This is a genomic window from Pedobacter zeaxanthinifaciens, assembly GCF_003313335.1.
In the GTDB taxonomy this organism is placed as follows: Bacteria; Bacteroidota; Bacteroidia; order Sphingobacteriales; family Sphingobacteriaceae; genus Pedobacter; species Pedobacter zeaxanthinifaciens.
Window position 1 is genome coordinate 1 of record NZ_QMHP01000016.1, and the last position, 21943, is coordinate 21943.

Sequence of the window (21943 nt, forward strand, 5' to 3'; positions counted from 1 at the left end):
TATATTCCGTTTAATCCTATCCAAACTTTTCTCTACAAACTTACGATGACAAGAAGCCCCCTCTCTACCTGCGGCATCTCTCCCCAAAAGGGAGAGAATAGCGATGAGGAAACGGTTGAGGTTGTCTAAGGTTCAGACATGATAAGAAAGCAAAATAAAAAGGCCTAATAAGTTTTCACAACTTTTTAAGCCTTAATTATCATTTTAAATCTAAAACATTATTCGAAAAACATTCTGCGGATACCCATTTCCAATCCGCGGAGTTCGGCTAGGCCTTTTAAGCGGCCTATTATTGAGTAGCCTGGATAAGTATTGCGATTAAAATCATCCAGTATTTTATGTCCATGGTCTGGCCTCATTGGAATAGCTACATCTTTACGACCATCTTTTAATCGCCTATACTGCTCTCTTATCACCGCCTTCATCACGGCAAACATGTCAGTACTTGCACTCAAATGCTCTCCCTCATGAAAGCTTCCATCAGTTTCATGTTGCACATTTCTTAAGTGCAGAAAGTGAATATGCTTACCCAATTGATCAATCATCTTCGGTAAATCATTATTTAAATTGGCACCTAAAGAGCCTGTACAAAAAGTGATGCCGTTACTTGGTGAAGGAACCGCATTGACAAGATCCAATAAATCATTTTTTGTGGAAACTACTCGTGGCAAACCCAGTATAGAAAACGGTGGATCATCTGGATGAATACACATCTTGATGCCCATTTTTTCAGCTTCTGGAATGATTGCCCTTAAAAAATAATACAAGTTTTGCTTTAATTTATTGGCATCAACATCGGCATATCTTTCCAAGTAACCTCTAAATTCTGCTACAGTAAATACTTCATCAGTACCCGGTAAACCTGCCATAATGGTATTACATAACAGGTTTTTTTCTTCAAGAGAAATATTTTCCAAATAAGCTAATGCCTTTTGTTGTATAGCAGGAGAAAAATCTGCCTTAGCTCCCTCCCTTTCCAAGATAAACAGATCGAAAGCAGCAAGTGCTATGGCATCATAACGTAAAGAGCTGGCACCATTTGGTAAACGATAATCTAAATGAGTACGTGTCCAGTCTAGTACCGGCATAAAATTATAGCAAACTATTTTGATACCATTATCAGCCAAGTTTCTTAGCGAAACGATGTATTTTTCGATGTATTCATCGCGGTTGGCTTCACCTATTTTGATACTCTCGTGGATATTGACACTTTCCACTACGCTCCATTTCAGTCCAGCATTTTCAATAATAGCTTTCCTTTTCCTGATTTCTTCTGCTGTCCAAATTTCTCCGCATGGAATATGATGTAGTGCAGTTACTATGCCCGTTGCACCAGTTTGTTTAATGTCATTAAGCGTTACTTCATCTGCGGGTCCAAACCACCTAAAAGTTTGTTCTAAATTAGCTATCATTAAGTTTATCGGTCAGTTTTTAAAATTGCAATTTATCGTTAAGCACTTATTGTGGATTTAGTACAATTAAGGCAACAGCATTTCCTTCTAATGTTAACGGTATTGATAATGATGCTGAATAGTTATAAGCCTGTTCCGTTGTAGATTTTAAAGAAGTTTGCGAAGGGTTATTGTAAACGTTATTATTTTTAGAATCTACATAATAGATTTTTGCGTTCATTTTATCGTTAAACAAGGCCTTTGGAATATTATTGATTTTAACTTCGATGTTTTGGTCGGCCACATAATTAGTGTAGTTATAGTTCCAAACCAGTATTGCTATTCCTTTATTATTTCCTGCTGAGGCTAAGGCATTTATTCCTAAACCAGCGTTGCTAAGTTTTGTAGAAGTCACTTTAACTCTTGTACCCCTGTCAGATACTTCTTTAGCAAACATCAGAGCGTAACCATAAGGATTTGGATAAGCGTTATTAGCTACATCAGTTAACTCGCTTTTATGTAAAATTTCTCCATGACTAATTGACCAATTGAATACCCTATCAACACCGCCTTCATACATATAAAATGCTTTCGCTAATTGTCCGGGAGCCCAAGCCGTCATGGTTTGCGCTTGCGTCCAGGCAGCTGGTATAAATGTTCCACCAACTAAACCATATTCAGTAGCAAAAACCTGTCTGGCGTCCAAACCTTTACTGCTTAAAGCCGTAATAATTTGCGATTTAGCAGTTTCAAATAATTTCGGGTTAGTTTGCTCTGTATAACAGTTCATACTAAAAAAATCAAGTCGTTTTGCTGGGTCGGGGTCAGCAGCGTAAAGTGCAAAAAACTGAGATGCGTAACTCACCAATGCCGAAAAATTGGTAGTACTTGTGAAAGCCCCGTTACTCAACATAATGCGATTATTGCCCGCTAATCCCATTTCGGCGTTAGCAGCATTTACTGCCTTGTAGTAATCTTTATAAACTTCATAATACTCAGCTGCTGTTTCTCCGTTATAATCGGGCTCATTACCAGCTTGTATATATTTAATTTTAGGATATTTGGTTTTGTAGTAAATCAGCGTTTGTTTGATGAAATTTTGAAAGAGTGTGCCTTTACCATCACCTGGCAAGGGACTAGCAACGGATGGTTTGTAGGCCGTTAAAGCCACCAACAAAGAATCTGCGCAAGTTGAATAAAAATCTAAAGATGGCTCTACACGCACACTACCTTGGTAATTATAATTGTACCCTTGATTATAAATTGTTCGCAAGGCCAGCCAAGTACGTATCGTTTTATGGTTCATTGCTTGCAACCACGTTCTAGCTTTTTCTCCCGGCATGGCCGAAGTTGAAGAATGCACATTTGATTGTTCCAAACGCATCACGTTGCCCTGCTGTTGAGAGCAATCTACGGTAATAGCTGAAGTAGTAGTAATTGGCGGTAAAGTGGGCATTGCTGGCACTAAAGGCTGAGCTGATTTTTTAGTGCATGCTGAAAGGCCAAAAAAGGCGGCACCAAGTAGGGCAATTTCAAAATATCTTTTCATCATTCTTTATTAAATGGAAATACTTTAACTATTTTTTAATTTCGAAAAGCGCTTTTTGCACCCCATAATAGGCTGGTTTACGCTTGTAGTTTTCATCGTACAGCAACGGACTTTGCCCAAATTTCCAAGAGGCATCATTATTATCTCTCGCACCCCAAACAGAAATCAAGCGAATTCCGGCATCATAAGCTGTCTTTATCAAATTATAATAATCGTTCTTTTGCTGATCAGCAAGTGCTGCAGTCCACGGCTGTATGGTATTGTTAACTTTTGGTAAAGCAATATCCAATTCGGTGATATAAACTTTTACACCTAAATCAGTAAACTTTTTAACTGTTTGTTTGAACAGATCGTTACCGCCAGCAAAACCTATCCCGATGGTATAATGCGCTTGTATACCTACTGCATCTATTGGATATCCCTTCACTTTCATGTGCTTAACTAGCTGATAAAATGCCTTATGCTTGTGATAATAAGGAGATGCGCTAGTGTTGAATTCGAAATTATAATCACGTAATTCGAGCATTGCATTGGTGTATTGCCTTGCATATTGAAACAGCTTACCGATAAATACGGGATGTTTTGTGTTGACCTTATCAGCACCAGTTAAGCCAGAAGCGTCATCTTCCCAACCCATATCATTCCACTTCATGGTTTCATAAAGTCCGTTAGTGTCAAATAACTCATTAGCTACATTCCAATAATCTACTTTGGTTTTATTGTCGTTGGTAGTCATCACTTCTGTCACCAAGTTCTTCAACATTACATCCATTTCAGTGGGCGTAAAAGTGCCCGTGGTAAACCAAGTTGGCATGTAAGCGTCCCTTCCGGCAATTAAGTGCAAAAACACTTTCCCATAATTGGTTTTACTCCAATTAACTACGGCATTAGCATCATTAAAATCAGAACCTCCTTCGCGTTTCCAACGTGAAGGCCCCCAAGCTGCCTGACCAAAATTGAACATGTTTTGGCAAATATTTTTGTAAATGCCATTGGGCGAAGGATCGTTAACCACACCGTGAGTTGCAGCAAAATTGCCATAGCTAATTAAGCTACCGAATGACAAGTCCTTCGCAGAAGCCAATGCTTTTAAGCTTCCGGTAATTACGGCCTGCTCCTTAGGTGCGGCATAAAAAGTGTCAATGCAGTTCGGTGGCAGATAAGCCGTTTTGTAACTGATATTGGCAGATAGCTCACCTGGCTTAAGCTTCACCAACTGTGTGGTATCGGCGGTGGATGGCCTTACCACCTTGCGCAATACATCCGATTGATCGGTATAGTTCAGCTGCATTTCCAGTGCCTGCCCTGCTGCGTCCCAGCTAATTACCGCCGTACCGTTCTCATCGTAGTACAAATCTTTAATGCCCCTGTTGGCCAATGTTGCCTCGAAGCTTGCTCCTAGAGCTGTTCCAGAAAGTTTGTAAGGAACCGAGGCATTGCCCGCAGCATCGTAGCCTATCAGTTCAAAGTTGTAACTGCCCTCGGCCAAAGGCGAAATAATAGTACTTAAACTACCCGTTCCTGTTACCTGCACCTCCTTAACATTCTGGCGGTTGTTCCAATAGATCTTCACCATCTTGACTGAAACGTTGGGAACGGCAAAGTTGATCTGTACCCTGTTTCGGCCTGAAAGTACCGAACTGCTGGCACTTCCCTGGATATACTCACGCTTGCCATCCAGTTCAAAAAGATCATGCTCTTTACAGGAAGATAATAATGTCATCACCAGCAACAAGGCGCAACTAATTTGAGTCAAATGCTTATTCATCGGTACTTATTTCTTAAATTCAAACAATGCTTTTTGAACGCCATAATATGCGGGCTTACGTTTAAAATCGGCATCGAACAATAAAGGGAACTGTCCAACCTTCCATGTAGGGTCGTTATCATCCCTAACTCCCCAAAGCGAGATATGAGTAACGCCTGCATCCAAAGCAGCCTTAATAATGTTATAGTAATCTGTTTTTTGCTGAATAGCGAGGTTATTGTTCCAAGGTTGCAACGCATTATTCACTTTAGCCGCAGCCACATCTAATTCGGTAAGCATTACCTTTACTCCCAGCGCTTTAAATTTGGCCACTGCTTCCTTGAATTTATCATATCCGCCGGGTATACCTTCGCCTAGGGTGTAATGTGCTTGTATACCAACTGCATCAATCGGATAACCTTTTGCCTTTAAATGTTTCACCAGCTGAAACAATGCTTTTTGCTTATGATAGTAAGGTTGCGTTGGTAGAATTTGTTCAAAGTTATAGTCTCGCAGTTCTAGTATCGCTTTTGTTTTTTCTCTGCAATACTGAAAGGCCTTCCCTACAAATGCCGGATGTTTAAGGTTGATTTTGTCAGTGCCGCTCAGGGCAGACGCATCATCTTCCCAACCCATATCATTCCAACGCATATTTGTACGATAAGTGCCATCATTATTGAATAACTCGTTAGCGACGTTAATGATGTCTATTTTATTTTTATTGTCGTTACTTTCCATCATTTCGTTTACGAGGTTACGCAACATCAAATCCATTTCAGCAGGTGTAAAAGCGCCATTTACAAACCAATCTGGCATATAGTTATCTGGACCGGTTAACAATGTAACCCAAGCTTTGCCATTGTTGGCTTTAAACCAATTGATGCAGGTATTGAGCTGACTAAAATCTGACCCACCGACTCTCACCCAACGTGTAGCGCCCCAATAAGCTTGTCCCATATTATATTCCTTTTTACTTAAGGCGGTATAAATTCCATTAGGCGAACCATCTACAGCAATGCCGTAATTAGTACCTCCGTAACCATAAAAAATACGATTACCCAAGTCAATTCCTTTTGCGGCGGCTAATGCTTTTAAGCTTCCGGTAATTACGGCCTGCTCCTTAGGTGCGGCATAAAAGGTATCAATGCAGTTAGTTGGCAGATAAGCCGTTTTGTAACTGATGTTGACCGATAGCTCACTTGGCTTAAGCTTCACCAACTGTGTGGTATCGGCGGTGGATGGCCTTACCACCTTGCGCAACACATCCGATTGATCGGTATAGTTCAGCTGCATTTCCAGTGCCTGCCCTGCTGCGTCCCAGCTAATTACCGCCGTACCGTTCTCATCGTAGTACAAATCTTTAATGCCCCTGTTGGCCAATGTTGCCTCGAAGCTTGCTCCTAGAGCTGTTCCAGAAAGTTTGTAAGGAACCGAGGCATTGCCCGCAGCATCGTAGCCTATCAGTTCAAAGTTGTAACTGCCCTCGGCCAAAGGCGAAATAATGGTACTTAAGTTACCCGTTCCTGTTACCTGTACCTCCTTAACACTTTGGCGGTTGTTCCAGTAGATCTTCACCAATTTGACAGCACTATTCGGAACAGCAAAATTGATCTTTACCCTGTTGCGGCCTGAAAGTACCGAACTGCTGGCACTTCCCTGGATATACTCACGCTTGCCATCCAGTTCAAAAAGATCATGCTCTTTACAGGAAGACAGCAATGCCAGCAGGATAACCGTGATATTTAAAACGTTCTTCAATGTCTTCATTAGTTAGTTAATCCTAAAACACCCTTCCAAGTGGTTGCAATCCTGATGCCGTCGATGGTGCCGGAAAGTTCGCCATCAGCCTGGCGGATGATAATATCGTTTAAGCTGGTTGGAGAAGTACCCGTTGCAGCCGAAGCAATAGTTGCCGTAGTTGGTTCTGTGGCTGGAATTGTGCTATCTAAAATGTACATACTTGATATTTTGGTGGCAAAATCATGCTTAATCACGAGTAGATAACTGGTATTGTACTTGTAATTAGCTGTGCCATAAACCGCCGTCGAATTTTTACCCATGCCTAAAATCAAATTGCCTTTTCCATCATCTTTAGCATATAGCCTATTAAAAAAAGCACCGGCACCATCTCTCAAAGCACAATAGAAATCACCTGCACCCGCGGTTTTTAAGTTGATCATCATCGTGGTATAAACAGTGCCACTAGTTTGCGGCGTAAAGGCCGACATGACATCTTCCCTAGAAAAATCACCGTGTTGGAAAGTTATTGCTCCTCCAATGCCTGAATTGACATAACCAGCAAATGACAGTCCTCGCGGAATGTAATAAACTGGTATAGAGCCTGCCGCAGAATAGGCAGTCCAGGTGTTGGTTACACGAGCGAGGAAATCTTCAGCATTACCGTAGGAGAAATTCTCATTCATCAATGGAACTTCAGCAACTGGAGCTACGTTACCTGTCTCGGTACCATTTACACTCACCGTTATATTCTGCAATCCTGAAACGCTGTGGGTAATGGTGCCTAGTAAATCTTTGTTTTGTTTAGAAGATGGAGCAAATTTCACATAAATGGTAGCTGTTTTATTATTTGCATCAACGGATAATGAAGAACTGAAAGACGTATTGTTTGTGGAAACTTTGAAATAGTCAGAAGCAGTGATAGTTACGTTTCCACTCAAATTAGCACCCGTAATGGTGTATGATTGGGATGGCGTCTCGGTACCGGTGGCTACACTTCCGAAATTGGATAGTGCTGTTAGTGAAGCTACCAAACTAGGTTCTACCCAGTTTCTGCCCCTCAAAGTTAAGCTTGCGGTCAAAACACTTTCTCCCAAAACAGCGCCGCCACTTGCACTCACAATCTTTAAACTAATTGTTTTACTGTCGTCGAAATTTTTGCTTGAGGTGATGTTAAAAGAAGCGCTGGTTGCACCTTTGGGCAAGTCCAAAGTAAATTTATCTCCTGAAAGTTGAGGATTGACGCTATACTCGCTAGTTAAAGCTGTAGTTCCGCTACTTTGCACTTGGATGGTCACTTTCCCATCTTTTTCTAAAGGACGGGCTAGTTTCAATTGAACTGGAAAAGATGTAGCATCCTTTGGAATGTTATAGGTAGCTGCATTGAAACTAACTTTAGTTGGGATTACCATTTCTGGCCATTCCTTATCTTTTTTACAAGCATTAAATACCAAAGTCAGTAGCACAACAATGTATCCCAATGCGTTGTAATTAATTTGTTTATTTAAGTTCTTCATCATTAACTAAAAAATCAAAAAATAACTATAAGCCTACGGCCTCTCTCCATGAAGTAGCCACTCTTAATCCGTCGAAAGTGCCAAGCAATGGTGTTTCAGTATTTTGTCTCAAGCCGATGCCCAATAAAGTGGTAGCACCGGTTCCTGCCGAGTTAGTAATATCGGCTGTGGCGGGCTCAATAGCCGAAACAGCTCCTGGAGATAAGATGTACATGTAAGATGCGCCAGAGAAATCATATCTGGTGATTACCAAGTAGGTGGTACCAAAACTATAGTTTGTTGGAGCATAAATGGTACTCGTACTTGTTCTACCTAAGCCAAAATTTAGTGAACCTCCATTATCTTTCATGAACACCCTGTTATAAAATGTGGGCGATGCAGTTGCATTTACCAAAGAGAGGAAAAAGCCACCGCCTGTAGGCGCCGAAGCCATATTAACTAATTGTGCCACATATACACTACCAGAGTTTTGCGAGGTAAAAGTACGTACCATGTCTTCTCTAGAACCCGAGCCATTCTCTATCACTGCAGAACCGCCTACTCCAGAACCAGCGTAACCAGAAAATGATAGTCCAGCAACGGCATATTTTACAGGATTTACCGTACCAGAATAAACCGTCCAGTTAGAAGTTACGGTCTTCAAATCGCCGGCAGTACTTCCATAACTGAAATCATCTTTCATCAGTAATATTCCAGAAGCCGCATTACCATACTCTACACCGCTTACCGCTAAGTTGACATCGCTGGCTCCGGCAGAAGTATGCGTAATGTTTCCAGTGATAGTTTGGTTAGCTCCAGTAGTAGCTAAAAACCGCACATAAACCGTTACCCCACCAGCATTAGCATCAGCAAAAGGAACCGTTAAACTATTACCAAAACTTACATTATCTAAAGAAATTTGAAAGTTTGCGCCAACAGTTAAGTTGATATTAGCAGTTAATTTAGTTCCAGTTACTGAATAAGAAGTAGCCGAAGTGGTTGTGCCGGCAATAACATTACCAAAGGCAATTCCTGTTTCGGAAAGCCTGATTTCTGGCAAAATAATTGGATTTCCTTTGATAGTAACGACAGTAGATGCGTTTGTATTTGCCACCGTTAACCCGCCGGTAGCGCTAGTTATTTTAAGCACCAAGGTACGCTCTCCTTCAAAATTATTGAGAGAACTTAGGTCAAAAGATGCTTCAGTGGCACCTTTAGCTAATTTCACCACTAAACCCGTATTTGGAATCCCAGGGTTAGTGGTATACTCCGTAGATTGGATGGTGCTCTGACCGTCAACCATGATTACGGCCGTTGCATCTTCCTCTAAAGGCAAGGACAATGGAAGCACAATTTTTAGAGGATCTTGCGTATTATTTTCTATCGTATAGCTAGTAGCTGCAAAACGTATAGTACCTACATTATTAGGCTTAAATAAATTACCTTTTTTACATGAAACAAATAATATCCCGATGGCGAAAAACAGCCATGCAACACTTTTAAGTACTCGGGAAAAATCAATAGTCAAATTCTTCATATTGGATCTATTTTTATTACCAACCTGGATTTTGTTGTAAGTCGAGAGATTTATTTACTTCGCCTTGCGGAATAGGCCACAAATACCATTTTGGTGCAGTAAACACTGGCGTACGTACCGTTACTAGCTCGTAAGTGTAAGTATTTCCTACCTTGGTAATCTTCATACCATGCAGTGGTTTGTTAGCTATGTTTTCAGCAATTTTCCATCGCCTAACGTCCCAATACCTGTGTTCTTCAATTGCCAGTTCTACCCTACGCTCGTTTTGGATAACTGTCCTCATTTGGTCTTTGGTCATGCCATCTGCCAAGCCGTAGTTGCCATCGTTTCCAGCAACTATTCCTGCCCGTTTCCTGATGGCTTTAAGTTGCTCGTAGGCTGTTGCTATATCCCCCGCTTCGTTACTGGCCTCGGCATAGTTCAATAATATTTCCGCATAGCGGATTAATGGAAAACAGCGCTCAGTTGCCGATGAAGTAGTGCTGGCAATCGTATTATCATCGCACATTTTACGTAGATAATAGCCTGTACGTGTTCCAGCGTTTGGCGCATAGCCATCTTGTGGCGCTCCTACGTAGGTAAACACCTGACTTACGGTTCTACTTACATTTAGCCTTGTGCCTTCGTTGAATAATACCGTATAAGCTAGGCGTGGATCGCGGTTAACATATGGGTTTGCCGCGTCGTACCCCGTTGGATTGCTACCTGATTTTACATCTTCACTAATTGGCTTCCCATTCACGGTGCCAAAAGCATCTACCAATTCTTGATAAGGCAAGGAGTTACCAGAACCTGTGCGACTAGGTGGATCCCACATTGATTCTAATGTTCGGTTATTTCCAGCCATAGAAGCTAGAATATATTCGTTGTTCTTTCTGGTAACAAACACTTTTTGAAATCCGTAACCCGGTTGCGTTGGAAGATCAAACAGCGCATATAAATTCAAATCTATTACATCTTTAGCGGCCCTTGCTGCCTTAGTCCATCTCGTAGCATCAAAGCTCGGATAACCTAATACACCATCCATATTATCGGCCCTGCCGTTAAATAATGGACTTGCTGCATATAACAACAACCTCGCTTTTAAAGCTAAAGCTGCACCTCTAGTTACCCTGCCATAATCTAAGCCGCTATAGCTAGGAGGCAAAAGTGTAGCTACGGCGTTGCATTCATTTTCAATGTAGGTTACGCATTCAGCATAGGTATTTCTTTTTCCGGATATTTCATCCGTAGGTCCGTAAACAACATCGCCTATTAATGGTACGCCAGCGTAGTGTTTAATTAAAATGAAATAGTACCAAGCCCTTAAAAACCTAGCTTCTCCCTCCATTCTGCTGCGTAGTTTTGCAGAAAGTGGCGTTGTAGGCAGGTGCTTCAACAGCACATTCACCCTTCGGATGTTCGCGTAGGTTTTTACCCAAGCATCATCAGGAATGTTGAGTGCGCTTACTGCACCCGATTGGAAGATAATGTTGTAGGCTGATGCACTTTGCAAGGTACTCTCCACCTCGTCGCCTATGGAATATATCCCTACGCTACTTCCATCACCAAAACGTTTTGGCTCAGCACTAAAGCCAATATCAGTATAAATACGAGTTAAAAATTGTAAAGTGCGGGCACTGTCGGCAAAAGTGGTTTCTTCATTCAAATCGGTAGTTTTAACTTGATCTAAAACTCCACCCTTTTTACAGGCAACTAGCGCAGTTAAGCTTAAGCAGCTTATTATGAATATCGCTTTTTTCATCATGGTCTTCATCGTCTTAAAATCCTATTTGTAAACCTAGATTGTAAACTTTTTGAACTGGGTAAACACCACCACTACCGCCGCTGGCAATTTCAGGGTCTTGTGGGTATAAATCAAAGTTTGCCCAAGTGTGTAAGTCGTAGCCGCTTAGATAAATACGAGCAGTACTGATTTTAACCCTACTTAACCATTTCTTTGGCAAGGTGTACCCCATTTCAACCGATTTTAAACGGATATAGTAGGCGTTCAACAACCAAAAACTTGATAAATTAGACGGGCTACTTGGCCCAGAAAGCACACTACTTAACCTAGGAAATGTTGCAGTTGCAGCGGTTTCTGGCGTCCATCTTCCCAAAGCAGATTGCTGAAGATTACCCCAGAACGGTACCACACTCTGATCGGCAAGGCGGTAACTATAATCAAAACTACCTTGAAAAAGTACGCCTAAACTGAAGCCCTTATAACCGAAAGTAAAATTGGCACCAAGAACGGTTTGTGGCAAATTAGGTTTCCCAATTGCTCTGTAATCTTGCTGATCAATCACCCCATCACCGTTCATATCCTCGTATTTCAAATCACCAGCTTGTGCATTTGCCAAATGCGGATAATTGTCAACCTCCTCTTGCGTTTGGAAAAAGCCCAATACATTATAACCGAAACCTTGGCCAATTGGCTGTCCAGTTTTGGCTAGGTAAGGATAACGCGGCGCAGCCTCTCCTTGATAAATCACCTTGTTTTTTGCTTTGGAGAATGTAAACGCGACTGAATAAGAGAAATCTTTTATCGTATTACGATGGCTAATTTGCCCGTCGAATCCTTTGTTTTCTGTAATGGCCGAGTTGGTGAAAGGTAAATCAACACCCAATATTTTTAATACGTCGTTCTTTACAAAAAGCTGGTCGTAACGATAATCATAGAAATAATCGACCGTAAAATTTAGTTTGCTTTTGAAAAGCTGAGCATCTACACCGATGTTGGTTTTCTTTGATTTTTCCCAAGTGATATCTAGGTTTCCTAAAGTGCCCTCTTGGATACTACTGAATGTGTTAGTGGTTTCCCCAAAATTGTAAGTAGGTCCTACTGTATAAAGTTGTTCCGTTTTATAGGTATTGCCTCTGGTTACGTCGGAACCGGTAATACCCCACGAACCTCTAAGCTTAAATAGATCTACAAATTTAAACCTGTTCTTTACAAATGGTTCCTCACCAATGTTCCAACCGGCAGAAACAGCAGGGAAAAATCCTTTGGTTTTATTCCCAACAAATTGACTTGTGCCATTGTATGCACCACTAAAATCAATTAAATAACGTTGCTTGAAGTTGTATTCTAACCTGAAAGTATAGCCTTGCGATTTAACTGGAGCATACTCTTGCACCACCTTTACGTTTGTCGCTGAATTATAGCTAGCCAAAGTCGCATCGTTTAAATTATAAAGCACAAAACCACTTACGCTATGATTTCCAAATTGCCTTGAGTAACCCAGTTTAGCCAACGTATTTACTGTTTTTCTAGAGATGGTATTCTCGGCATTACTACTTAAAGTCAAGGGTTCTAAACGATATAAACCATTGCTATGAACAGTATAACTGCCATCCGCAGGGTTATAATAAAATGCAGGAATGTTGTTTCTGTACAATCCTCTATCGTAGCTCAAATCGCCAGCATAGGCAACCCTAGCCATTACTGATAACCCTTTGGTAATGAAATCTAGTTTTTGATCACCACTGAATAATACGTTGAACTCATTTCTGAAGGTTTTATCGTAACCCAATAAGGCCAATCTACCTATTAAACTGGTTTCTAAATAGATGTCTCTCGATCTTTTTGCCCATGGGTAACTTCCATCCGGATTGAGTACCGGAGAAGCAAAAGGCGGAAGACGCTGATAACTATACACGTTACCCAACGGTGCATTATAACCACTAGGTACATGAGGCTCAGTGATGGTACCAATCCTACCTGTCATATCTAAACGCAAGCTGAGTGTTTTGGTAGCCTGCATGTCCAAGTTGGAGCGGAAAGTGTAACGTTGATAAGCATAGTTATTTTCTGGTGCCTCATAATTTCCTTTAGAGAAATCTCGTAGCATACCGTTTTGATAAACTTGCCCAGCAGATACGAAATACTTGATTTTTTCACTTCCTCCAGAAATATCTACGTTGTTACGCACTTGATAAGCGTAATCTTTAAATACTTCTTTATACCAATCAACATCAGGGTGACCATAAGGATCATCCTTTTTACGCCAGTGCTCCAAGTCGTCATCTGTAAATTCCAAAGGCAATCCGTCATTTCTTAAGGCTTCGTTACGCAGTGATGCTACGGTATAGGCATCTAAGAAATTTGGTTTATTCACTGGAGTTTGCAAACCAGATTCCGTGTTGAAATTCACCATCGGTTTGCCAATTTTACCCCTGCGTGTTGTAATTACTAATACACCGTTAGCGCCTTTGATCCCGTAAACAGCTGTAGTTGAAGCATCTTTAAGTATGGAGAAACTTTCAATTTCATTGGCATCTATCTGTGCCACCTGATCGTAGGTGTATTCTACGTCATCCACAATAATTAATGGCTTTTGTGATTCCGATGATAGTGAATTCACCCCTCTGATGTAAAAATCTGACCCGGTACGACCAGGTTGTCCGGTACGTTGCTGAGAGATAAAGCCCGGTGCCCTACCAGCCAAAGTGTTTTGAATGTTTGGTGTTGGGGTAGCTCTAATTTCACTTGCCGAAATAGCGGTAACCGCACCGGTGTTGGTTATTTTTTTGGTGGTACCGAAGCCCACAATCATTACTTCATCAAGTCCTTTAGCATCTTCTTTGAGATTAACATTGATGTTGGTTTTTCCATTTACATCAATTTCCTGTTTGAGGTAGCCAATTGAGCCAACAATAATCGTATTCGACGTTCCTTTCAACACCAGCTGAAACTCACCTCTTTCGTTAGTTGTAGATCCATTACCTGGCATGCCTTTTTCTTGCACACTTACGCCTGGTAGCGGACCTGCAGCATCCTTTACTGTACCACGAATTATTTTTTGTGCGAAGGCGATAGACGGTATGAACCATCCTATAAGTAACAGAAGCTGTATTAATTTCTTCATCATTAGTTTCGTTTGTTTAGTATCCTTCGTTCTGTTTTAAATTGGTGTTCTTCACGATTTCGCTATTTGGAATGGCATATCTGTACATTCTGGGCGCAACAAACTGGAACGGCACACCCAGCGTTTCAACTTGATAGCTCAAATTATTACCTGTCTTGGTGATTCTTATGCCATGCAATGGTTTGTTGTAAACGTTCTCTGCAATTTTCCAACGGCGCAAGTCCCAAAAGCGTTGCTCTTCAAACGCCATTTCAACCCGGCGTTCGTTTCTAATGAGTTCTCTCATCTGTGTTTGCGATAAGCCATCGGTAACGCCGTAAGTGTTTGGTGCTGTGCCAGCGGCAATCCCTGCACGTTGTCTAATTGCCCTCAGGTAGGTATAAACAGAGTCGGTACTTGCTCCCGGGCCGTCCACCTCGTTTTTAGCTTCTGCAAACATGAGCAGCACATCGGCATATCTAAAAATTGGAAAGTTGTGCGTTTGATTAGAATAAGCTGTACTTGCTGCAAAATTGCCCAAGAACTTGCTCATGTAATAACCTGTTTTAGTTTGTACGGCAACACCACCTGGCCTATCTCTACCGCCCGTAAAAGTTTCTACACCTCTGCTTAACCAGGCTACACCATTGTAAAACACGGTATATCCTAAACGTGGGTCACGGTTGGCATAAGGATTATTAGCATCATAGCCCGTAGGATTAGTAGCCGATTTCACATCTGTACTGATTGGCAAACCTTTGCTCGTAGGGAAAGCGTCAACCAATTCCTGTGTAGGACTTGTGCGTCCTCTACTTGCCGTACTTCCACTTAAATATCCCACAGGTGCATTATTAGTTTCCAAGTCACTAGTTACCGGACGTTGATAAGCTAGAATAATTTCGCTGTTTCTACGGGTTAAAAACACATCTGTAAAGGACGGATTAAGGGAAAATTGCCCCACTGCGGCCTGAGCAATGGCATCAGCCAAAGCATTTTTTGCTCTTAGCCACCTATTTCTGTCGTTAGTTGGATTGTTTAACGGACTTGCAGCATACAATAAGGCCTTAGCTTTTAAAGTTAGCGCAACCATTTTTGTAATGCGACCAAAATCAGCTGCTAAAGCAAGTGGATCTGGCCTTAGTTGATCCTTTACGGCATCACACTCACTTGCGATGTAGTTGATGGTTTCATCGTAAGTATTTCTCGGCAGTCTTAAATCATCCTGTAAAGTAAGTACCCTATCTCCTATAATTGGCACGCCGCCATAGCGTTTGGCCAATTCGAAATAGAACATTGCCCTTAAAAAGCGAGCTTCAGCCATCCAGTACTTGCCTTCTTGTTTCAAGCTTTGCTTCATATTTACTTTAGGGAAGTTCTGTAGAAAAAGATTACACTGCCTGATACTGGCATAATTGTCTACCCAAGAGTCATCGGCATTGCTGAAAGCGGAGTAGCCACCGTTGGTGAAGGTAGATATGGTGGCATTATCTGCTGAAGCCACGGCATCATCAGTTGCTGCATCCAATAAATTACCATCAATACGATTGAAACCTGTAGGTAGGTTACCATAAATGTTGTTCAGAAAATATCCGGCATTGGTTCCAAGTGAATCCTTGCTATCCCAAAGGTATTCTTCCGTTATTTTCTCCATCGGATGATCTTCCAGCTTTTGGCATGACCATATAGAACAGCCTGCTGTAAGTATCCCGAACATATATTTTATTGCGTTGATCTTCATGAATTACAGTTTTATGTTCACACCTAGGTTAAATGTTCTCCTCAAAGGATATATCGAATTGTAACCCTCTGGATCTAGATAGCGTAATGTATCGAAGGAATAGAGGTTAAAGCCATTTACAAATAGGCGCAAACCATTAAGTTTTAATCTACTTACCCATTTCTGCGGTAGCGAATAACCTAAATCAACGTTTTGGATACGCAGATAATCTGCACGGCGTACCCAAAAACTAGAAGCTCGTTGGTTATTTACGTTAGCACCGATGGAAAGACGTGGATAGGTGGCATTGGCGGCATTGGCTGGTGTCCATCGGTTAAGATGTTGCTCAAAAGCCTGCCCATTTACTCCTTGAAATTCGGTTTCCAATGAGCTGCTTACCGAATTAAAACCAGACGAGGTGATGATATCACGATTAGCCACGCCTTGTATAGCAATGCTCAAATCAAAGCCTTTGAAACTGAAGCCTGTGGTAAGGCCATAGTAAATCAACGGTTTTTGTGTGCCAATTGCGGTTTCATCTAATTGATTAATTACGCCGTCATCATTCAAATCTCTGTATTTAATGTCACCAGGTTTTGGCAAATAACCATCTACTTTTGGACTTACATTAATTTCATTTTGAGATTGATAAAAGCCCTCAGCAATATATCCGAATGGTTGTCCTACAGGTAGGCCTGTACGCCTTTGATACTCATTTTCTCTGAACACCTCATCTTGATAAAGCACTTTTGAGTTCATTAAGGATATGTTACCCGAAATATTGTACTGTAGATTTCCAAGTTTAGCATTCCAACTTAGGTTGCTCTCTACACCGGCATATCTGTTTTTTCCAATGTTTTCTGCCGGATAGGCTTGCCCCAACAATGCAATTGAATTGCCACGAACCTGCATTAAATCAAAATAAGAATCGTTAAAATATTCAGTGGTGATTTTCAGCTTATTGTTGAAGAAGGCCGCGTCTAAGCCAACGTTTAATTTCCTTGCTTTTTCCCAAGTTGCGTTTGGATTAGCCAGTGCTTGCTCTGCGAAATACCTTGCACTGGTTGGTGTAGCGCCAAAATAGTATGCTGCCGTAGTGCCACCATAGGTATAATATTGATCGTAAACGTAGTAACCCACATTGGCATTGCCGGTAAGCCCGTAGCTAATGCGTGGTTTAATACTGTTAACCCATTTCACATCTTTCAAAAAGTTCTCTTTAGCCAAATCCCAGCCTAAGGCTGCTGCATAAAACCATCCAAACCTATTCCCAGGCTTGTAGCGGTTATAGCCACCATAACTTAAGGCGGCCTCCGCAAAATATTTCTGTTGGTAATTGTAGCTCACATTCCCTGCAATATTGCTATAAGTTGCCGGGAGGTTCAGGTCAATGGTGGTCGACTGGTTATCTGCCAATAACAATACATTTAGGTTATTATCACCAAAACTTTGATCGTAACCTAAACTTAACTTACCATAAGTGTAAGTGCGCCTGGCTGATAATGACAATGTATTAGGCTGATTTGTATTGGTACCAAACTGGGTATAAACCGGCGCACCACTATTGACGTTTAGGCTGTACACCGCAAAGTTTTTTGAACGATTTACAGATTGATCAACTGTATTGTTGTAAGATACGTTCGCTTTTGCCCAAAGACCATCTATCCAATTGTCCAATTTTTTGGTTAGTGCAATATCAGCAGCTAAATCTCTTGAGGTTGATTTATAATACCCCGCATTATTTAGCATACCGTAAATATTATTTGTAAACGATGTATTGCCACCTAAAGAGCCATCTGGATTGAAAATGGTGTATGCACTACTTGGTGTGAAGGTGATGGCGTTAAATATTGATGAGGTAGTACCTCCTGGTTGGTTGGCATTTTGGATACGTCCAAAAATATTTAAACCTACATTTAAAGTTGGATTAAGATCTACACTAACATTGGAACGCACAATGTATCTGTTTACGCCCGAGTTAGTGCTATAGCTATTTAAATTCGCCGTATTGAAAAAGCCACCTTCATTTTGGTAATCTACTGCGGTATAAAACCTCGCATTTTTAGTTCCGCTTTGAATGTTAAGGTTAAAACGATCAATACTAGCTTGCTTGTTCAAAAAATAAGCACTGTAGTTATTATCTGGATGAAATACGGGATCATTTCCATTGCGATACGACAAAATATCTGCAGCGGTATAAACAGGTGCTAAGCCGTCATTATCACGGGCCTCATTGTACAATATGGCATAGTCTGCCGCAGAAACCGGCTTTGTCCTATTCAACAGCTCTTGTAAACCGTGCTGTGCAGTAAACGATAATTGAAATGGGCCTTCTTTCGGTCGTTTGGTAGTTACTAAAATCAAATTTCCTGATGAACGTTGCCCAAACATTACGGTAGCCATTGCATCTTTCAACACGGTAACACTTTCTATAGATTCGGGTTCAATTGAAGAAAAATCACGAGGAACTCCATCTATTAGGATCAGTGGAATTTGTCCTCTAATTTTAAAATCAACCACTGAAATTGGATTGTCAGTATCTTGTACACCGCTGCGTTGCCTGGTGTATAAGCCAGCTAACCTACCTGGTAATGCTTGCAAAAAAGAGGGTGCAGGCGTTGTAATTAACTGATTGTTGTATATCGTAGCGGTTGATTGCAACAGATTAACTTTCGGTTGCGTTTTATGTAACACAACTAAGTTATTTTCTGTACTTGTACTATCCGCTTTACTAAGCTTTTTGCCATCTTGGCTATGTACTAACGTAGCACAGGATACCAAGCTCAGCACCAATAGTACACGAACCACATGTCTTCTCAAGTAACAATTAAACATAAATATCTTTTAAAAATGATGATATAGCTATCTCGTGTAATGACACGATAATTAAGAATCTGTCTAAGCGAAGATTTAACTAACAGGAGTTGCTAAATAGAATGTAGTTTTCGATTCATAGTTCATACAGTTTATTTGGTTAAAAATTTAGTTTTATTTGGTTGCGCTGTTTTATCAACAGAATGCAACTTAATTAGTAGTGTACATTCTAAAAACAATATCCAATATTACTTCATATTTGGTTTTTTGGAACATGATTAATCGTTCAGATATACATGTTACAAGATAAAAAAACAGGGTTTTTGATGTAAAAAACGCAACTATCTGATTTTTTTGAGCGTCATGAAGACAATTTCATTTTCATTCAATTGCACGTCGTAATTAAACTTACCATTAACCACCTTTACTGTTTGTTTTACAGTTGCTTTACCCGCGGCCGCTTGTTTCAATTTTGCCTCTTGAGCTTTTGTAATTTGGGTTGGCTTACCCATCTCAAGATATAGTGTATACGGATCGTTTTGCTGGTAACCTACTTTGTAAACTTCCAATGCATAGGAGCCATTCGCTACAGCACTTGCCCTTAGTTGCACTAAATTTTTAGCTACTGCTGGTTGTGCTGTATTGAAATAATCTTGGTTATAGCTGTAGTTTTTATGAGGATGAGTGTAATCCCAAACTAAAAATTGCAATCCATCTTTTGATTTACAGGCGTAAGAAGATTCATCCATATTTTTAAGTTCTGTACCGCCCAATTGATTCAAAAATTGATAGGCATAGTAGCTCGGCTTTTTAATATCCTGCAGATTAATCAGTCCGAAACCACCATGAAATGGAGTTTGACCAGGGCCAGCTTCTTCAAAAATATCCGTAAACGTCCAATACGACATAGAGTTGGCATCAGAGGAAGCTTTCTTTAACACATGCAAAATATATGCTGCGTTTTGGTAAGTATCATGAATTGGATCTCTGGACGAAGGCGACGTATTCCATTCTGTGAAATGAAGTTCGGCTGCTTTAAATGCTGATTGATTAATTAAATTCCTAACTGTTTTTACATCCTTAGCAATGGTATCTCTAACAGATTTCAACTGTTGCTTTTTAGTACCAAACTCGTCTAATACCGAGGTGGTTCCATAATCGTGTGTACTTACAAAATCTACTGGCACCTTGTTTTTATCGCAATAGGTTAAAAAATCTGCAACCCATTTAGTAGCAGAAGTAGCTGGACCGCCCACCCTATAGGCAGCAGATACACTTTTTACAGACTTAACGGTATTGGCGTAAAGTTCAAAGTAATCTTCCTGAGTGCCGTCGAAGAAACCTTTTAGGTCAGGTTCATTCCAAACTTCAAAATACCACTTACTTACTTCCTCTTCGCCATAACGTTCTTTCCAATGCTGCACCAAATTGGTGATTAAAGCATTCCATCTATCGTATGACTTAGGTTTGGTTACATTTCCTTTCCACCAAAAAATAGTTTTAGTACCCGATGCCAAATCAGCAGGCATAAAACCAAATTCTACAAATGGTCTAATTTTGATACTCAACAGAAAATCATACAGCCTATCAATATATTGCCAGTTGTAAATAGGTTCGCCAGTTTTTTTATCTTCCGTATACACCCTCATATCATCATGTAGCAAACCATGAAAGCGGATATACTTGAAATTCACATCTTTCTGCAACATAGCGAGCTGCTGTTGCCAATCGGCACGTAAGCCCTCATTTGCCCTACCTGCACCAATACACTCATTGAAAACAGTGCTTTTATTGCCTTTTACGCTATTTACATTAATACTGATGGTGCGCTTTTGTAGCTGCTGTGCGTACGAAATTCCTGAGAAAAGTAGGCAAAGCATTGCAATGCCAATTTTAGCCGTTGTATTGCTTCTCATCATTTTTTGCCCAGATTTTTATATCTCAACATTGCTTCCACGTAATAGTAATCGGCGTAGGTTAAAGGCACATCAATCATTGCACCTTTAGGTAAGTGAGCCACACTATGTTCCAACACAAAACCACCATTACCACCATATTTAGCGGTATATTTATCACTTGATAGCGCTTTGATAATTGTCTCTGCAACACCTACATATTTTGCAGCCAGGGTATCGTCTACATATCCAGCTAACTCTAGCAAAGCCGATGCATAAATGGCTCCAGCCGATGCATCTCTAAATGCATTGGGGATACCGGGCGAGTTGAAATCCCAATAAGGTACTTTATCAGCTGGCAAGTTTGGATGACTTAAAATAAATTGAGCTATTTTTTTAGCTTGTGCTAAATATTTTTTGTCTTTTGTTTCCCTGTACATCATGGTAAAACCGTACAAGCCCCAGCCTTGTCCCCTAGCCCAAGCAGATTGATCGGCATAGCCTTGAACAGTTTGTTTTACATTAATACCTCCGGTAGATGGATTGTAGTTTACCAAATGATAAGAACTGCCATCAGGGCGAAAGTGATTTTTTAACGTAGTGTTGGCATGCGTAATGGCTACTTTAGCATAGGTTGAATCGCCGGTAACCTTAGTAGCCCACATCAGTAACTCTAAGTTCATCATGTTATCGATAATTACCCTAAACTCGCCAGCTTTTGAGCCCCATGACATGGTACAACCTACCGTTGGGTTAAAGCGTTTGATTAAGCTTTGTGCACTTGTGATTAGGATATCTTTATATTCGGGCTTTGGTTCCAACCTGTTGATATTGCCAAAGCTACAATACATCATAAAACCAATGTCATGAGAATCGCTGGTTTTCATTGGCTCCATTACAGGAAGTTTATTGATTCCCGCATCATGTATTGCTTTGTCGCCGGTAGCCTCGTAGAGATAAAAAAGTGTGCCAGGATAAAAACCACTCACCCAGTTTTTTGCCGGAATGCTGCGTGATTTGCCATTTTCAAAAGTTTCGGGCAAACTATCACCAGGTACTTTTTTAACCAACACTTTATATTGTGCAGTAGCAAAGCCAAGTTGTTTATCTATTAATTTTACCAATTCGGCTTTAGGTGCCAATATCTTTTTTGCCTGTTGGGCAAAGGTACTTGTGCCCGCTAGTATGAGCGTTGCGGTAAATAATGTTCTTAGTTTCATACGAATAGTTT

At 40.7% G+C, this 21943-nt stretch carries 12 protein-coding genes; all 12 read right to left on the minus strand.

Annotated elements, in window-relative coordinates:
* Positions 1 to 218: 218 nt before the first annotated feature.
* Positions 219 to 1412, minus strand: coding sequence for a mannonate dehydratase (gene uxuA / locus DUT68_RS17575; protein ID WP_113639545.1), 1194 nt, complete (start codon positions 1410 to 1412; stop codon positions 219 to 221).
* Between the two features lie 46 nt (positions 1413 to 1458).
* On the minus strand, positions 1459 to 2940 hold the full coding sequence (locus DUT68_RS17580; RefSeq protein WP_157960914.1) for a hypothetical protein: 1482 nt from the start codon (positions 2938 to 2940) through the stop codon (positions 1459 to 1461).
* Positions 2941 to 2968: 28 nt separating this feature from the next.
* On the minus strand, positions 2969 to 4708 hold the full coding sequence (locus DUT68_RS17585) for an endo-1,4-beta-xylanase (RefSeq protein WP_113639547.1): 1740 nt from the start codon (positions 4706 to 4708) through the stop codon (positions 2969 to 2971).
* Between the two features lie 6 nt (positions 4709 to 4714).
* Complete coding sequence (locus DUT68_RS17590) at positions 4715 to 6454, minus strand: endo-1,4-beta-xylanase (protein WP_113639548.1); 1740 nt, start codon at positions 6452 to 6454, stop codon at positions 4715 to 4717.
* Positions 6454 to 7944, minus strand: coding sequence for a hypothetical protein (locus tag DUT68_RS17595; RefSeq protein ID WP_157960915.1), 1491 nt, complete (start codon positions 7942 to 7944; stop codon positions 6454 to 6456). The genes DUT68_RS17590 and DUT68_RS17595 overlap by 1 nt, the downstream gene beginning before the upstream one ends.
* Before the next feature lie 22 nt (positions 7945 to 7966).
* Positions 7967 to 9457 (minus strand): hypothetical protein, encoded by a 1491-nt coding sequence (locus DUT68_RS17600; protein WP_113639550.1) that lies wholly within the window; start codon positions 9455 to 9457, stop codon positions 7967 to 7969.
* A gap of 16 nt (positions 9458 to 9473) precedes the next feature.
* Positions 9474 to 11204, minus strand: a complete 1731-nt coding sequence (locus tag DUT68_RS17605; RefSeq protein WP_198659632.1) for a RagB/SusD family nutrient uptake outer membrane protein — start codon at positions 11202 to 11204, stop codon at positions 9474 to 9476.
* A gap of 13 nt (positions 11205 to 11217) precedes the next feature.
* The gene (locus tag DUT68_RS17610) at positions 11218 to 14310 is read right to left on the minus strand and encodes a SusC/RagA family TonB-linked outer membrane protein (protein ID WP_198659633.1); all 3093 of its coding nucleotides are present in this window, start codon (positions 14308 to 14310) and stop codon (positions 11218 to 11220) included.
* 13 nt (positions 14311 to 14323) lie between these two features.
* Entirely contained in the window at positions 14324 to 16024 is a 1701-nt protein-coding gene (locus DUT68_RS17615) for a RagB/SusD family nutrient uptake outer membrane protein (protein WP_198659634.1), read from the minus strand.
* 3 nt (positions 16025 to 16027) lie between these two features.
* Positions 16028 to 18838, minus strand: a complete 2811-nt coding sequence (locus DUT68_RS17620) for a SusC/RagA family TonB-linked outer membrane protein (protein ID WP_113639552.1) — start codon at positions 18836 to 18838, stop codon at positions 16028 to 16030.
* A 320-nt stretch (positions 18839 to 19158) separates the two neighbouring features.
* The gene (locus DUT68_RS17625) at positions 19159 to 20736 is read right to left on the minus strand and encodes a GH39 family glycosyl hydrolase (protein ID WP_237088373.1); all 1578 of its coding nucleotides are present in this window, start codon (positions 20734 to 20736) and stop codon (positions 19159 to 19161) included.
* Complete coding sequence (locus DUT68_RS17630; protein ID WP_113639554.1) at positions 20733 to 21932, minus strand: glycoside hydrolase family 88 protein; 1200 nt, start codon at positions 21930 to 21932, stop codon at positions 20733 to 20735. The genes DUT68_RS17625 and DUT68_RS17630 overlap by 4 nt, the downstream gene beginning before the upstream one ends.
* Positions 21933 to 21943: the final 11 nt, after the last annotated feature.